This window comes from Bacillus sp. ATD (genome assembly GCF_050585765.1).
Taxonomy (GTDB): domain Bacteria; phylum Bacillota; class Bacilli; order Bacillales; family Bacillaceae; genus Bacillus; species Bacillus stercoris.
Genome location: NZ_JBOBQH010000003.1, coordinates 348,445 through 362,810 on the forward strand (window position 1 = coordinate 348,445; position 14,366 = coordinate 362,810).

The 14,366-nt window shown below is 41.9% G+C and carries 17 protein-coding genes; 7 read left to right on the forward strand and 10 right to left on the reverse strand.

The window, feature by feature from the left end; translation table 11 throughout:
* Positions 1 to 7 precede the first annotated feature (7 nt).
* Positions 8 to 490, forward strand: coding sequence for a hypothetical protein (locus ACQXR1_RS10020; protein ID WP_014663851.1), 483 nt, complete (start codon positions 8 to 10; stop codon positions 488 to 490).
* 2 nt (positions 491 to 492) lie between these two features.
* On the opposite strand, the gene ACQXR1_RS10025 is transcribed toward ACQXR1_RS10020, so the two are convergent.
* On the reverse strand, positions 493 to 1,821 hold the full coding sequence (locus ACQXR1_RS10025) for a PhoH family protein (protein ID WP_430772050.1): 1,329 nt from the start codon (positions 1,819 to 1,821) through the stop codon (positions 493 to 495).
* Between the two features lie 153 nt (positions 1,822 to 1,974).
* On the opposite strand from ACQXR1_RS10025, the gene ACQXR1_RS10030 reads away from it, so the two are divergent.
* Together ACQXR1_RS10030 and ACQXR1_RS10035 are read left to right on the forward strand one after the other, a co-directional pair.
* Positions 1,975 to 2,604: a YhcN/YlaJ family sporulation lipoprotein gene (locus tag ACQXR1_RS10030; protein ID WP_014663849.1), complete on the forward strand. Its 630-nt coding sequence runs from the start codon at positions 1,975 to 1,977 to the stop codon at positions 2,602 to 2,604.
* An 82-nt stretch (positions 2,605 to 2,686) separates the two neighbouring features.
* Positions 2,687 to 2,896 carry a YlaI family protein gene (locus ACQXR1_RS10035; protein WP_003232271.1) on the forward strand — a complete coding sequence of 70 codons (210 nt, stop codon included), beginning with the start codon at positions 2,687 to 2,689 and terminating at the stop codon, positions 2,894 to 2,896.
* Positions 2,897 to 2,949: 53 nt separating this feature from the next.
* Here ACQXR1_RS10035 and ACQXR1_RS10040 read toward each other — a convergent pair whose 3' ends face one another.
* Both ACQXR1_RS10040 and typA read right to left on the reverse strand, forming a co-directional pair.
* Positions 2,950 to 3,267: a YlaH-like family protein gene (locus ACQXR1_RS10040; protein ID WP_003232274.1), complete on the reverse strand. Its 318-nt coding sequence runs from the start codon at positions 3,265 to 3,267 to the stop codon at positions 2,950 to 2,952.
* Positions 3,268 to 3,323: 56 nt separating this feature from the next.
* Positions 3,324 to 5,162, reverse strand: a complete 1,839-nt coding sequence (typA, locus tag ACQXR1_RS10045) for a translational GTPase TypA (protein ID WP_003232278.1) — start codon at positions 5,160 to 5,162, stop codon at positions 3,324 to 3,326.
* 112 nt (positions 5,163 to 5,274) lie between these two features.
* Between typA and ACQXR1_RS10050 the strand changes: the two genes are divergently transcribed.
* On the forward strand, positions 5,275 to 5,463 hold the full coding sequence (locus tag ACQXR1_RS10050; RefSeq protein ID WP_040083245.1) for a YlaF family protein: 189 nt from the start codon (positions 5,275 to 5,277) through the stop codon (positions 5,461 to 5,463).
* Between the two features lie 273 nt (positions 5,464 to 5,736).
* The gene (locus tag ACQXR1_RS10055) at positions 5,737 to 6,342 is read left to right on the forward strand and encodes a hypothetical protein (RefSeq protein WP_430772051.1); all 606 of its coding nucleotides are present in this window, start codon (positions 5,737 to 5,739) and stop codon (positions 6,340 to 6,342) included.
* A gap of 44 nt (positions 6,343 to 6,386) precedes the next feature.
* On the opposite strand, the gene ACQXR1_RS10060 is transcribed toward ACQXR1_RS10055, so the two are convergent.
* The 4 genes from ACQXR1_RS10060 to ACQXR1_RS10075 are packed head-to-tail and all read right to left on the reverse strand — an operon-like array spanning position 6,387 to position 9,397.
* A complete protein-coding gene (locus ACQXR1_RS10060) occupies positions 6,387 to 6,680 on the reverse strand; it encodes an anti-sigma factor family protein (protein ID WP_014663846.1) in 294 nt (97 codons plus the stop codon).
* Positions 6,677 to 7,198 carry an RNA polymerase sigma factor YlaC gene (gene ylaC, locus ACQXR1_RS10065; RefSeq protein ID WP_071580734.1) on the reverse strand — a complete coding sequence of 174 codons (522 nt, stop codon included), beginning with the start codon at positions 7,196 to 7,198 and terminating at the stop codon, positions 6,677 to 6,679. The genes ACQXR1_RS10060 and ylaC overlap by 4 nt, the downstream gene beginning before the upstream one ends.
* The gene (locus ACQXR1_RS10070) at positions 7,198 to 7,467 is read right to left on the reverse strand and encodes a hypothetical protein (protein ID WP_130572317.1); all 270 of its coding nucleotides are present in this window, start codon (positions 7,465 to 7,467) and stop codon (positions 7,198 to 7,200) included. Before ACQXR1_RS10070 ends, ylaC begins: the two co-directional genes overlap by 1 nt.
* Entirely contained in the window at positions 7,457 to 9,397 is a 1,941-nt protein-coding gene (locus ACQXR1_RS10075) for a hypothetical protein (RefSeq protein ID WP_251198906.1), read from the reverse strand. Before ACQXR1_RS10075 ends, ACQXR1_RS10070 begins: the two co-directional genes overlap by 11 nt.
* Positions 9,398 to 9,681: 284 nt before the next feature.
* On the opposite strand from ACQXR1_RS10075, the gene nprE reads away from it, so the two are divergent.
* Together nprE and ACQXR1_RS10085 are read left to right on the forward strand one after the other, a co-directional pair.
* Complete coding sequence (nprE, locus tag ACQXR1_RS10080) at positions 9,682 to 11,247, forward strand: neutral metalloprotease NprE (protein WP_095431387.1); 1,566 nt, start codon at positions 9,682 to 9,684, stop codon at positions 11,245 to 11,247.
* Positions 11,248 to 11,596: 349 nt separating this feature from the next.
* Positions 11,597 to 12,511 (forward strand): class I SAM-dependent methyltransferase, encoded by a 915-nt coding sequence (locus ACQXR1_RS10085; RefSeq protein WP_251198908.1) that lies wholly within the window; start codon positions 11,597 to 11,599, stop codon positions 12,509 to 12,511.
* A 61-nt stretch (positions 12,512 to 12,572) separates the two neighbouring features.
* On the opposite strand, the gene ACQXR1_RS10090 is transcribed toward ACQXR1_RS10085, so the two are convergent.
* The 3 genes from ACQXR1_RS10090 to ACQXR1_RS10100 form a co-directional block, all read right to left on the reverse strand.
* The gene (locus ACQXR1_RS10090) at positions 12,573 to 12,989 is read right to left on the reverse strand and encodes a GNAT family N-acetyltransferase (RefSeq protein ID WP_095431474.1); all 417 of its coding nucleotides are present in this window, start codon (positions 12,987 to 12,989) and stop codon (positions 12,573 to 12,575) included.
* Positions 12,990 to 13,014: 25 nt separating this feature from the next.
* Positions 13,015 to 13,812 carry an inositol-1-monophosphatase gene (gene suhB / locus ACQXR1_RS10095; protein WP_095431389.1) on the reverse strand — a complete coding sequence of 266 codons (798 nt, stop codon included), beginning with the start codon at positions 13,810 to 13,812 and terminating at the stop codon, positions 13,015 to 13,017.
* Between the two features lie 137 nt (positions 13,813 to 13,949).
* Positions 13,950 to 14,138, reverse strand: coding sequence for a hypothetical protein (locus ACQXR1_RS10100; protein ID WP_009967148.1), 189 nt, complete (start codon positions 14,136 to 14,138; stop codon positions 13,950 to 13,952).
* Positions 14,139 to 14,366 lie beyond the last annotated feature (228 nt).

The window sequence follows — 14,366 nt, forward strand, 5'->3', positions numbered from 1 at the left end:
TCATATTATGAGCGTTATCCAAGTAAAAGGCAATGTTACATATCCGATTACCATTGATCCAAGCGTATGGATTTTTGATGATCGCAAATTTTCGTTTGACCGCAAAGGGGACAGTCAAGACACATTACAATCTACCGGGGATGAATCCGAGCTTGATTCAGAGCGCGTCATCAGAGAGGGCCGGATTGCGCCGCCTACTTTAAAGACCGAAAAACAATACGAGAAGCAAAAACTGATGAACGGCAGTTTTGCAATGAGACTTGGGACTGTGCTGAAAAATGCCGAGCCGAACAGCTCTGCGACACAATGTGTATTTGTCACAAGTTCAGGAAAGGCCGCCGTTTCTCTGGAAACCGCTTTGAACAGTATTGTCCATTTCAGTGAGGCAGGCAAGCCGATTCAAGAAGGCGGCCCCGTGCATATTTACTTTGAAGATCCGGTTCATCATAAACAGCCGATTACCGATTTAAAAGAAATCGAAATCATTTAATGTTACAGCAAGTCAGCGGCAAGCTGGGCGAGACCTGATCTCTCACCTTTTAACAGCTTCACGCTGCCTGAGATGGGTTGTCCTTTAAACCGCTCGACCACATAGGCCAAACCATTGTTCAGACTGTCTAAATATGGGTGATCAATTTGTTCAGGATCGCCCATTAAGACTATTTTACTGCCCTCACCGACCCTCGTTAGCAATGTTTTTGCCTCATGCCTGGTCAAATTTTGCGCTTCATCAATGATAATAAATTGATCTGGAATGCTTCTCCCTCTGATATAAGTCAGCGCCTCTACCTGAATTGAGCCAATTCCCGCCAAAATAGCCTCAAGCTCCCCTGGTTTTTTCGCATTGAACAGAAACTCCAAGTTGTCAAAAATCGGCTGCATCCAAGGTTTTAGCTTTTCCTCTTTTTCGCCTGGCAAATACCCGATGTCTTTGCCAACAGGAACAATTGGCCTTGCGACGACCAGCTTTTTATATATTCCCAAGTCTTCTGTCTGTAATAGCCCTGCCGCCAAGGCTAAGAGCGTCTTGCCGGTCCCTGCTTTTCCGATCAGGGTAACAAGCGGAATATCTTCCCGCAGCAAAAGCTCTAACGCCATTGTCTGCTGTACATTTTTCGGCCTGATCCCCCATATATGTTCATCATCAAATACGAGTCTTTTTAATACCGTTCCGGTTTTATCTGCAATCCCGACAGCCGAGGAGGACCCTCCCAGCTCATCCTTCATTAAAGCAAATTGATTCGGATAAAACGCATGCTGCTTCACGTCGTTTACGGAAATTTGATTTTTTCCGTAGAAAGAGCTGAACAGCTGCTGGCTGATATATATATCTTTATAGCCGCTGTACATTTCATCATTGTCCACAACCCTGTCATTTAAGAAATCTTCGGCAAGAAGTCCAATTGCGTCCGCTTTAACCCTAACAAGTACATCCTTGCTGACGAGGATAACCGGCCTGCCATTTTCCTTTGTTTCTTCCTCTAGGCTTAGGTTCTTCGCAACAGCTAATATGCGATTATCGTTCGTCTTTTCAATAAAGATCTCTTGCAGCTGGTGAAACGAACGATGATTCAGTTCAATTCTCAGTGTGCCGCCGGTGTCAAGCGGCACATGCTCATGCAGCCTGCCCTTTTGCCTTAGCGCATCGATCAGCTTAGATACGTGCCTTGCATTCCTCCCAACTTCGTCCATATACCGTTTTTTTGAATCAACCTCTTCTAATACGACAGCAGGGATGACAACCTCGTTTTCTTCAAAAGAAAATATCGCGTTAGGATCCTGTAATAACACATTTGTATCTAACACATAAATTTTACTCAAGTCTCAGCCTCCTGATATAAGGGTCAAAGTTCTTCCTGCTTCTCTTTTGATGAAAAAGGTGAATGCCTGCTAAAATATATGTTTTTGTGCATAAAGATAGAAGGTTAATTCAACAATAAAATTAATGAAAGCATTTCAAGGAGGGACCCGCAAGTGCGAATTCTTTTCATTATCATACAGCTGACGCTTATCCTGTCCGCTTGTGCCTATCAACAAGGTAAACAGGACCAGAATGTTGAAAAGGAATCAACAAGACAGCAGGAGACTAAACCGATTCATGTAAAGGACACAACTCAGGAAACAAAAGACAATGGAACTAGAGCGGATATAGCCAAGCATCTGGTCAGCGTTGCTGATAGAAACCCCGACGTCAAGGATGCAACAGCTGTTGTGCTGGGAGGTTATGCTGTTGTTGGGATTGATGTCGATGACACTTTGGATAGAAGCAAAGTGGAAACCATCAAATACTCTGTAGCACAGGCTCTAAAAAATGATCGATATGGCGCCAACGCAGTTGTTATTGCAGATCCCGATACGGTCAGCCGCCTGCGTGAAATGAGCAGAGAAATCAGTGAGGGCCATCCGGTAACAGGCATACTGGATGAATTAGCTGCGATTGTCGGCAGAGTGCTTCCCGAAGTGCCTAACGATGTGATTGACAATGAAGACGAGCCGCAAACAAAGCAGCAAAATGATCAATTAAATAGAAAACAGCAGCAGGAAATGGAGAAGGAACAAAACGATCAATCAGATCATCATATGAAAAAGAACAACAATGATTAAGCTATAGCCTTGCGCTTTAGCTTTTTCTTATTTTGGACAGCTTCTGATCCGTGCTATAATACATGTTAGTGAAAGAGGTGATATGATGAGGGTCAAATGTTCTATTTGCGATAAAATTGAAACAATTGATGATGATACCCTGATCGCGAAACGGCTTCGAAACCGCCCGATCCATACATATATGTGCCAGGAATGCCACGATCGGATTGCCAAAAAAACAGAAGAACGGCTGAAAACGGGAAAATTTACGTTTCACCCGGGACAGCAGAAAAAAGAAAAAGTCAAAAAATAAAGCGGCCGCTTAACATACAGAACAAAAAAAGACTCAGCTTTCAGCTGAGTCTTTTATGATTTTGCAGACTGTCCCTTTTTCGACTGATACAGCCGAATTTTGTAAATGATTAAAATCAGCGCAGCGACAACCAATCCTTCTGCCACGGGCAAAAACACTCCTAAAAAAGTCAAAACAGTGCAGCCTAAAGCAAGAAATACATACACCACCGCTGATTTTAACACAGGAAGCCGTTTAGCAAATCCAAGCTTAAATACAATAACGGCCAACACAAAAATCGTGCCGTACAGCAGCCACATGCCTGCCGCAGGCTGCCGGTCTACTTGATATAGAGCGGCGAAGAACGACAGGCGTTCGCTTACGTCATTCAAAAAGATTCCCTCCCCTGTAAACGTACGGGTTCTATCTTTTCAAATTCTGCACGAGCTTAAGACAATCCTGCTGTTTTTTTCTTTTTAGCCGCTTTTTCACGTTCATTCTTATTGAGGATTTTCTTTCTTAAACGGATGGATTCAGGTGTTACTTCACAATATTCATCTTCGTTTAAGTACTCTAGAGACTCCTCAAGAGACATGATGCGCGCTTTTTTAATTGTAGTTGTCTGATCCTTTGTCGCAGAGCGGACGTTTGTTTGCTGTTTCATTTTGCTGACGTTAACAACAAGGTCATTGTCACGGTTATGCTCTCCAACGATCATTCCTTCGTATACTTCAGTTCCCGGCTCAACGAAGATAACACCGCGGTCTTCAATTCCTTGAATACCATAAGATGTCGCTTTTCCGTTTTCCATTGACACAAGCACACCTTGACGGCGTCCGCCGACTTGGCCCGCCTGCATCGGCTGGTAGCTGTCAAACGTATGGTTCAGAATACCGAATCCGCGTGTTAATGATAGGAACTCAGTAGAGTAACCGATCAATCCGCGGGAAGGAACTGTAAAGATAAGACGGACTTGGCCGTTTCCATTGTTGATCATATCCACCATTTCGCCTTTGCGTGCTCCCATTGATTCCATGACAGAGCCAGTATGCTCTTCAGGCACATCAATTTGCACACGCTCAACAGGCTCACAGCGTACGCCGTCAATTTCTTTGATGATAACTTCAGGTTTTGACACTTGAAGCTCATAGCCCTCACGGCGCATATTTTCAATTAAAATTGACAAGTGCAGCTCACCGCGTCCGGAGACAACCCAAGCATCAGGTGAAGCTGTTGGCTCTACACGCAAGCTCACATCCGTCTGAAGCTGTGATTGAAGACGCTCTTCGATTTTACGAGCCGTTACATATTTGCCTTCACGGCCTGCAAACGGACTGTTATTCACGACAAATGTCATTTGAAGTGTCGGCTCATCAATGCGAAGCACCGGCAGCGGATCTTGATGGTCTACAGGGCATACCGTTTCACCAACGTTGATATCTTCCATCCCGGATACCGCAACGAGGTCTCCCGCTTTTGCTTCTTCAATTTCCACACGCTTTAAGCCTTGGAAACCAAAAATCTTTGTTACACGGAATGACTTAGCCGTTCCGTCAAGCTTCATAAGAGAAACCTGCTGTCCGACTTTCATCGTGCCGCGGAATACGCGTCCGATTCCGATACGGCCTACATAGTCGTTGTAGTCAAGAAGGGCAACTTGGAATTGAAGCGGCTCCTCTGCATTATCAACAGGTGCCGGAACATGCTTAATAATTGTTTCATATAAAGCTTCCATGTTTTCATCCTGTTGTTTCGGATCAAGACTCGCTGTTCCATTAATCGCGGAAGCATATACTACTGGGAACTCGAGCTGCTCTTCATTGGCATCAAGCTCAATGAACAGATCAAGAACTTCATCGATTACTTCCTCAGGACGGGCAAAGTCACGGTCAATTTTGTTTACAACAACAACCGGGTTCAGGTTTTGCTCAAGAGCTTTTTTCAGAACGAACCGAGTTTGAGGCATACAGCCTTCATATGCGTCAACGACAAGCACTACGCCATCAACCATTTTCATAATCCGTTCTACTTCTCCCCCAAAGTCTGCGTGTCCAGGGGTGTCCAAAATATTGATACGTGTATCTTTATAGTTAATCGCAGTATTTTTCGCCAAAATTGTAATGCCGCGTTCGCGTTCAAGATCATTAGAGTCCATTGCGCGTTCAGCAACCTGTTCGTTGGCACGGAACGTTCCAGCCTGATGTAAAAGCTGATCGACTAAAGTCGTTTTCCCATGGTCAACGTGGGCAATAATCGCGATGTTGCGAAGATCATTTCGAAGTTTCACTTTTTCATCTCCTAAAAAAATTAGATAACTTTCATATTATACCACACATCCTCTTTAAAAGCGTCACGTTTTTCAGTAAACTTAATATAAGACGTAAAAGGGGATGGAAAATATGAAAAAAACGAATTGGCTTTTACTATTATTTGCATTTGCAGCGGTTTTCAGCATTATGCTGATCGGCGTCTTTATCGCTGAAAAAAGCGCTATTGGCATTATCGCCAGCATTGTACTTGTTTGCGCCGTTATGGGCGGCGGATTTACATTGAAAAAGAAAATGCGCGAACAGGGTTTGCTTGATTAAAAGCATTGCCCCGCCGGCGATATTGTAATCAAAAAACACCGCAAAGAAAGCGGTGTTTTTTCATTTCTTTAAGCCTTATCTCCCCTGTTTCTTAGTCAGGAAGAAGCAAATCATCCTTCATACATAGACAATCGTTCTAACGATCACACACGCAGCCTTCAAAAAGTAGTTCGACAACGATACACATAAAATACCATAGCGCCTATTTCTCTACCGGTAATCACTCCCTATAATGGAATTTGCAGCACAATTCATAAAAGGGAGAGAAGAAACATGAAGAACACATTTGTAAAAAAAGCGATGCTAACGACTGCCGCAATGACCTCAGCTGCTCTATTAACGTTCGGCCCTGATGCAGCCAGCGCAAAAACACCGGCTGATCACACTGATGTTTATGTTCAGCATCAGACAGTCACAAACGAAGATATCAATGCATTTATTGATATTCTAAATCAGTGTATATACGAACAAGACGGTGTATATTATTTCGACAGCGAAAAAGCTGTCGAGTTAGGAATGACAAAAGAAGAGGCTCAAGTCATCGCAAAATTGTGGGAATCGACATCAGAATTTTTCAGCATTGTTTCACAATGTGTGTATCTCGAGGATGGAGATTATAAATTCGATACAGAAAAAGCAGTTGAACTTGGCTTCACAGAAAAAGAAGCACTTGCACTTGAACAATTTTTCTCCGCTGTTTCCTTAAAGATTCACATTCTTCAAGCAGCCATTGTGCTGCAAGATGATGTATACAGCTATGATAAAGATGCAGCGGTACAAGCAGGCGCAACGCCAATGCAAGCTGACGTTTATGAAAAACTCTTCAGTGCCCTGTCACAAGAACAGCTTGCCGCTATCTACGATATGATTCATCCCTAGGCTTAATCTAAAAAAGCGCTTGTCAGACGGACAAGCGCTTTGCTTTATATCAGCAGTTTGATGATCAGCATCACGGCAAACGTTACTCCAAACCAGCAGGCAGCTTTTATGATCAGTAAACCATAGTACCTCTGTTTAAAACGCATTTCTTCTTCCGGCAGAAAAGCCTCCTCAACAGCCTGCTCACTTTCCAATTCAAATGGCTCAGCCATCGTATCATACATGTCTTTGCAGTTGCTGCATATTTTTAAATGCTCTTCTATGATGTGTTCCGTTTCTCTTTTACAATCACCCTCAAGATACAGAGGAAGCAGGTCTCTTACTAGAAAGCATGTCATATCCGCTCCTCCTCTTTCCTTTTCGTCATGTTTTTCTTCAGCTCTAATCTAGCCCGGTGCAATGTGGTTTTCACCTTAGAAAGACTCCATCCTAATATCTCAGCGATTTCTTCATAAGTAAGCTCTTGGAATTCTCTTAAAATCAAAACGGATTGATGCTGATCTTTTAACTTCAGGAGCTCCTGCCGCAGCGTTTCGCTTTTTACCGTCCGTGACAGATACTGTTCAGGCTGCTCATAAGTTGTTTGCGTTAACCCTTCATTTTTGCTGATATCAGTAAATTGGTATTTGACATCCCTGCGGTACCAATTGATAAAGGTGTGATGGGCAATGGTGTAGAGCCATGTTCTGATGGAAGAATGTCCCCTAAACGAGGCCAGGCCGTTAAGAGCTTTCACAAACGTGTCTTGCGCTAAGTCCTTGGCTGTTTCAAGGTGATGAGTCCTTCTGAATAAATAATTTAAAATTTCTTGATAATACTGCCGATACAAGTCCTCAATGGAATCCCTATGCTTCATTAAAAGTAAAACCACACCGTCATCCAAATGGCCAATAAAATGAAACAGATATACATGGAAGACAGGTATACTTTCATATATCTGATTTGGCTTTCTTCTTCAGCACCGGGACTTCTCTTTAAACAAGTATTACTCTTTAAGTCTTCCGCATTCTTTTGAAATAGGGATTCATGCTGTTTCATCCATTCCATTGATTCATCCTCTAGCTCTCCTTCTTTATACAGGTCGTATAAGTCTACAAAAACAGACTCTTTTTCTTTATGATTCATAAAGACTTTTCACCTCTTGTGTTTCTCCATCCACTACATAGGCATCATGGCGATTTGAACCAAACGGCTGAATAATGATCAGCCATGCATAATGCCGTTCATCCCCTCTTTGAACGATAATCGGACGCATACGCTTTTTGTAAATGACACCCTGATATGCAGAAGCTACTTTTTCGTAAGCCAATGTTCCATTACGATACGTAAAGGGGAATGTCTGATCAGATGTATCGCTGTATACATAAACGTGTAGCTGACCTTGATCTTCAAAAAACTCATATGTTTTAGAAGAATCAGTATACATTACCAAGTGACTCTTCCTGCTTTTTTTCTTCATTTTTGATACATCAGCATCGAAGACCGTTAATACCTGCAGCTGCAGCCGGCTGTTAGTCAGTGAAATTTCCTTTTTCATTGGAATCGAGAGACTGTGTAAACTACCGGATTCTCCATCAAATTCCAATATAATTCCATCTTTTGTTTCAACACGCACCATGCTTCCGAGCAGGCTGTCGCTTTCAATACCAGTGATCTGATAAGGCTGTTTTGATATGTTCAGCGCTGTAAACATTTGTTCCACTTTGTCGTGAATGTCTTGTTCTGTTATATGAACATGCAATAGAGAGTCAAGCTGATAAATCGAAGGATCTTCACTAAAACCCATTAAGGTTTCCTTTTCCCAATAAAATACCGCGCCATCATCAGCATGATCTTTTTTATGAAGTCGGTTTTTCAGGTATATACGTACGACTGTCTGGCCGTCCTCATTAGATACGTTTGTTTCGATATGATCCTTATGTAACACACGTCCGTGTCGCTCAAGGAAAGCGATGGACTTCCGCTTGTACTCCTGATTCGTTAGCTTTTTCCCATGCGCTTTTTCCAAGTATTCATAATTGCGAATCAGCTGCGATACTTCATCTACCTCAGCTTTATAACTCTTGCTTTCAAATGAGTAGAAATAATGCACATCCATGTTCGTATCGTGCAAATAAAGTGTTTCATCCGTAGGAAAAAATGACTTTAGTATCTGTTCCGCTTTTTCTGATGAAATGTGCTCCCCGACATAATTGAATGAATCATGGACATTTATCGGTTTTGATACAGAGAAAGCAGCCGTTGCTATGTTATATATCGGATTTAAGAGAAGGACAAAAAACACCATGACAGCCATCGGCAGCCACTTATTTACACGCACATAAACCATTCCTGACTTTTGGAACAGATGATAGCTCATCAAAAATCCCGCCATTGTCAAATAAATCGTATATGGCATTACTGCACCATAATCTTTTGAGATTTGATTGGGATATGGCGCAAGCAGCAAGACAAGCAGTCCGATAATCAACGTATAAAATAAACCTAGTAAGATCTTATTCGTTCTCCAATACAGCTTGAAAAACACTACATTCAACACAATGGGAAGAGTGATGATGAAAAACAGAAACACGAATGCAATCGGCTCCATCCCATCCGGGTATTCCTTCCAATACGAAAAGAAACTAAAAATCATTTGTATGATTGGCAAACTGACAACGGCAAGGTCGAACGTATAAAACTTACCCTTTCCGCCATGATCACGAGGCATCAGCATATAGTGAAAAGCCGTTAGCAGCACATATCCGTATAACAAAAAATGCAGCAGCGGCAGCAGTTCTTTTCCGTCCTCTCTTAAGTAAGCGCTGGTGAAATTTGTTGATTCCACCTGGTGAATGAGTTCAACAGACACCCCTGCCAGCAGCACAATCCGCAATATAACACCCGCTAAAAACATTGTGCGGTACCGGTTGATGTTGGGATGGTGCACCAATAGATATAAGCCCGCCAGAACAACAATTGACCATTGAATCAGCAAGGTGCTTTGTCTGCTTAATATAAAATAACGTTCGAAATGCAATACATAATGACTGAATAACTCCAACACGAACAACAATCCTTTACTTCTTATTAAGGCCTCATTCGGTTAGACAGCGGACTTTTCAAAAAGTTTCAATAAAAAACAAAAATATCTCATCTTCCCCTTGATATGTAAAAAACAGAACTCTTAAATGAACCATCACATGACACTTGACTCATCTTGATATTATTCAACAAAAACAAACACAGGACAATACTATCAATTTTGTCTAGTTATGTTAGTTTTTGTTGAGTATTCCAGAATGCTAGTTTAATATAACAATATAAAGTTTTCAGTATTTTCAAAAAGGGGGATTTATTGTGGGTTTAGGTAAGAAATTGTCTGTTGCTGTCGCTGCTTCGTTTATGAGTTTATCAATCAGCCTTCCAGGTGTTCAGGCTGCTGAAGGTCATCAGCTTAAAGAGAATCAAACAAATTTCCTCTCCAAAAACGCAATTGCTCAATCAGAACTATCTGCACCAAATGACAAGGCTGTCAAACAATTTTTGAAAAAGAACAGCAACATTTTTAAAGGTGATCCTGCCAAAAGGCTGAAGCTTGTTGAAAGCACGACTGATGCTCTTGGGTACAAGCACTTCCGATATGCGCCTGTCGTTAACGGAGTGCCGATTAAAGATTCGCAAGTGATCGTTCACGTCGATAAATCCGACAATGTCTATGCGGTCAATGGTGAATTACACAATCAATCTGCTGCAAAAACAGAAAACAGCCAAAAAGTCTCCTCTGAAAAAGCACTGGCACTTGCTTTCAAAGCTATCGGCAAATCACCAGACGCTGTCTCTAACGGAGCGGCCAAAAACAGCGATAAAGCTGAATTAAAAGCTGTAGAAACAAAGGACGGCAGCTATCGTCTTGCTTACGACGTGACGATTCGCTATGTCGAGCCTGAACCTGCAAACTGGGAAGTCTTAGTTGACGCCGAAACAGGCAGCATTTTAAAACAGCAAAATAAAGTAGAACATGCCGCCGCCACTGGAAGCGGAACAACTCTAAAGGGCGCAACTGTTCCTTTGAACATCTCTTATGAAAGCGGAAAATACGTTCTAAGAGATCTTTCAAAACCAACAGGCACCCAAATCATCACATATGACTTACAAAACAGACAAAGCCGCCTTCCGGGCACGCTTGTCTCAAGCACAACGAAAACATTTACTTCTTCATCACAGCGGGCAGCCGTTGACGCACACTATAACCTCGGAAAAGTGTACGATTATTTTTATTCAAACTTTAAACGAAACAGCTATGATAACAAAGGCAGTAAAATCGTTTCTTCCGTTCATTATGGCACAAAGTACAACAATGCTGCCTGGATAGGAGACCAAATGATTTACGGTGACGGCGATGGTTCATTCTTCTCTCCGCTTTCCGGCTCATTAGATGTGACTGCACATGAAATGACTCATGGCGTCACTCAAGAAACGGCCAACTTGATTTATGAAAATCAGCCGGGAGCACTAAACGAATCATTCTCTGACGTATTCGGTTACTTTAACGATACAGAGGACTGGGACATCGGTGAAGACATTACAGTCAGCCAGCCTGCTCTCCGCAGCCTGTCCAATCCGACAAAATACGATCAGCCTGATAATTACGCCGATTATCAAAACCTTCCAAACACAGATGAAGGCGATTACGGCGGCGTACACACAAACAGCGGAATCCCAAACAAAGCCGCTTACAACACAATTACAAAGCTTGGTGTATCTAAATCACAGCAAATCTATTACCGTGCATTAACAACGTACCTCACGCCTTCTTCAACGTTCAAAGATGCCAAGGCAGCTCTCATTCAGTCTGCCCGTGACCTTTACGGCTCTACTGATGCCTCTAAAGTTGAAGCAGCCTGGAATGCTGTTGGATTATAATATTAGGAAAAGCCTGAGATCCCTCAGGCTTTTTTGTTACATGTATTCATTCTCTCTTCAGCATGAAAGGATGATGTTAAAAGATCAGAAACCGCTTCCAATTTGCAAAAAACAGCCGCAAGTGTGCAGCATAGGGAAAGCAGCAGTCGATCCTCCCTGATTCAACGCACAAAATTGATAGAGAAATTCTTCTAGCGACACTTGTTATGTGAAGATTGCGCGTCCAGTAAAGAGCAAAAACATTGACAAAAAAATTTATTTGTGCTAAAATTTACTATTAATATATTTGTGTGTATAATAAGATTCTCCTGGCCAGGGGAATCTTATTTTTTTGTGGGAGGATCATTTCATGAGGAAAAATGAGTCCAGCTTAACGTCTTTGGTTTCAGCTTTTGCCCGTGCATATCACAGCCGATATGACACCCCTCTTATTTTTGATGATTTTATGGCAAAAGAACTCATTAATGAAAAAGAGTTTACAAATATCAGTGAAAATATGATTCAAGGAATATCGTTTTTCAACAAAGAGATCGCCGAACGTCTTCAACATGATCCTGAAAAAATATTAAAATGGGTTGTACAAATCCAGCTGTCACCTACGCCCCTGGCACGTGCATCTTATTGTGAAAAAGTTTTGCACAACGAATTAATGCTGGGAGCAAAACAGTATGTCATTCTTGGAGCAGGACTGGATACTTTCTGTTTTCGGCATCCAGAATTAGAAAACAGCTTACAGGTTTTCGAAGTGGATCATCCAGCTACACAGCAATTCAAAAAAAATAAGCTGAAGGATGCAAACCTGGCAATTCCGGGTCATCTTCATTTTGTTCCTATGGATTTTAGCAACACGTTTTCATATGAGCCTCTCATAGAAAACGGATTTGAGAACACAAAAACATTTTTCAGTCTTCTGGGAGTGTCTTATTATTTAACGCATGAAGAAATTGCGAGCCTCATCAGCAATTTATTTTCTCATGTCCCGGCTGGAAGCTCTATTGTTTTTGATTATGCGGACGAAACACTCTTTACAGCAAAAGGAACGTCGAATCGAGTGGAACATATGGTGAAAATGGCTGCCGCAGGCGGAGAACCGATGAAATCATGTTTCGCTTATCAGGAGATTGAGCACCTGTTAGCATCATCTGGTTTACTGATCTATGAACATCTATCACCAGACGACATTAATGACCATTTCTTCGGCAATCGAAAAGACAATTTGTCAGCGTTTGAAACGATTCATTATATTCATGCGGTAAAAAAATAATTTTTAAATCATTAAAAGCCTCTCAATGCTTGAGAGGCTTTTAATGGTACCCGCACGCAGCTTATGCTAAAGGCTTCACCAAGATCATAAATGATTTGCCTTTCTCATCTTTTTCCGTTTTTAGCTGTTCAAAGCCGCATTGGCTTAAAAACAATATCCATTCCCTGCGCTCAATGGGAACTCCCGCAAACATCGCTTTATGTTTCGCTCTAAGCAATTTGCTGATTTGTTCAATGATCATCTTCGCATATCCCTTTTTTTCTTCAGCCGGGTTAATCAGCACCGTTCCGAGCCACGGCTTACCGTTTGAAGGAGACCACTCGAGATGGTAGCTGACGGCAACAGGCAGACCGTCTTTTTCCCATACAAGCCATGACCCGTTGTACATGGAGTAGGAGATGATATAGTCTTCTGCATTTTTATCCCCAAACTCCTCCTCTCTCCATACAGGATGAGCCTCCGCGAGCTTTTCTAACAAGCTGAGATCATCCTGCTCAAATGGCCTACTTCCCAGCATGAAGATACTCTTCAAATATCGTTTTATGTATAGATGGGTTTCCGGCTAGCACACTGTGGTTTTCTAAAAAGGTAAACGCCTCTCCTTCAATGGTCGTATAGATGCCCCCTACTTCATTTAACAGCACACAGCCCGCTGCATAATCCCATGGCGCAAGCCGCATTGTGATATAAGCATCTATTCTTCCTGCCGCGACATTTGCCAGCTCTAAAGCGGCAGAACCGTAGGAGCGTGTGCCTCTGACTCTTTTCACAAGTGGCGCTAACACATTTTGATCAATTCTTCTGTTTTCCGTTACCCATGTTGCATTAATGGCAAGAATCGCTTCTTCAATGACGGTTTCTTTTAAAGGAGCCAGCTTCGTTTCATTCATGTAAGCTCCTCTGCCGCTAAATGCGTGATACAGCTCATCGTGCACCACATCATAAATTAAACCAATTTTTCCTTCGCCGTTTTCAAAAATCCCAATTGAAATCGCAAAATTTCTTTGCTGGTGCACAAAATTCATCGTCCCGTCAATCGGGTCGATAATCCAGACGACTCCCTCCAGTGAGTGGAGTTTGTCTCCTTGCCCTTCTTCACCGAGTATGCGGTGTCCCGGAAACGTTTCTTGAATTCGATCAATGAAAAACTTTTCGGTTTCTTTGTCAATATTGGTGACTAAATCATTCGGATTTGATTTCGTTTCAATTGTCAGGCTTTCATGCATAGATTGTTTAATTCTCGCGCCTGCTTCTCTTATCCATTTTTTTGCAATCTCATCAATTTCCGTCCAATTTGTCATTCGTGCGTACCTCTCTTCTATGTAGACCTTTATTTTATAGGATACTGATAACGGCGGTGAAAAAGCAAGGAAAATGAAAAATATCCCTTCTCATGTAAAAACGAACCATTCATGCGGTTCGTTTTCACTATCGCTTTTTACCCGTTAAGACGAATCCATTCTTTTCTAAGTCGCTCAAGTTTGTTTTTGCTTTGTTCAATCTGCTCTTCATTTTCTTTTTGCATTGCTTCATATAGGGTTGCCAATTCATAATCAACCTCTAGTCTCCAGACAGCAACACGATTGTTTTTCTCTTCCTTAAATCCCTCTTTTACAACTTGCCTCATTGTCTTTCGCCCCTTCCAGAGATCATTTGTTTGTAAGAAAGCATCCCATTTTGCCATTCAACAATGATTACTTCTTATATCGTATGATTGTTCTATTTACGCGCAACATGATTCTGAAAATTGTGTGTTTACCTATTCGTTTATTACCACATTTCCCCTTACTTCAAACGCGCTCAATCTTTTTGAAGCTCGTATGAACTGTGATAAAATATGTATACTTAGCATGAA

What these genes read in the sequence shown, in the direction of transcription:
- ACQXR1_RS10100 (WP_009967148.1), bottom strand. Translation starts at nt 14,138, where the DNA reads ATGAGGCAAGTTGTAAAAGAGGGATTTAAGGAAGAGAAAAACAATCGT.
- ACQXR1_RS10035 (WP_003232271.1), top strand. Translation starts at nt 2,687, where the DNA reads ATGATGAGGGTCAAATGTTCTATTTGCGATAAAATTGAAACAATTGAT.
- ACQXR1_RS10020 (WP_014663851.1), top strand. Translation starts at nt 8, where the DNA reads ATGAGCGTTATCCAAGTAAAAGGCAATGTTACATATCCGATTACCATT.
- ylaC (WP_071580734.1), bottom strand. Translation starts at nt 7,198, where the DNA reads ATGAAGCATAGGGATTCCATTGAGGACTTGTATCGGCAGTATTATCAA.
- ACQXR1_RS10055 (WP_430772051.1), top strand. Translation starts at nt 5,737, where the DNA reads ATGAAGAACACATTTGTAAAAAAAGCGATGCTAACGACTGCCGCAATG.
- ACQXR1_RS10070 (WP_130572317.1), bottom strand. Translation starts at nt 7,467, where the DNA reads ATGAATCATAAAGAAAAAGAGTCTGTTTTTGTAGACTTATACGACCTG.
- ACQXR1_RS10050 (WP_040083245.1), top strand. Translation starts at nt 5,275, where the DNA reads ATGAAAAAAACGAATTGGCTTTTACTATTATTTGCATTTGCAGCGGTT.
- ACQXR1_RS10085 (WP_251198908.1), top strand. Translation starts at nt 11,597, where the DNA reads ATGAGGAAAAATGAGTCCAGCTTAACGTCTTTGGTTTCAGCTTTTGCC.
- suhB (WP_095431389.1), bottom strand. Translation starts at nt 13,812, where the DNA reads ATGACAAATTGGACGGAAATTGATGAGATTGCAAAAAAATGGATAAGA.
- ACQXR1_RS10060 (WP_014663846.1), bottom strand. Translation starts at nt 6,680, where the DNA reads ATGACATGCTTTCTAGTAAGAGACCTGCTTCCTCTGTATCTTGAGGGT.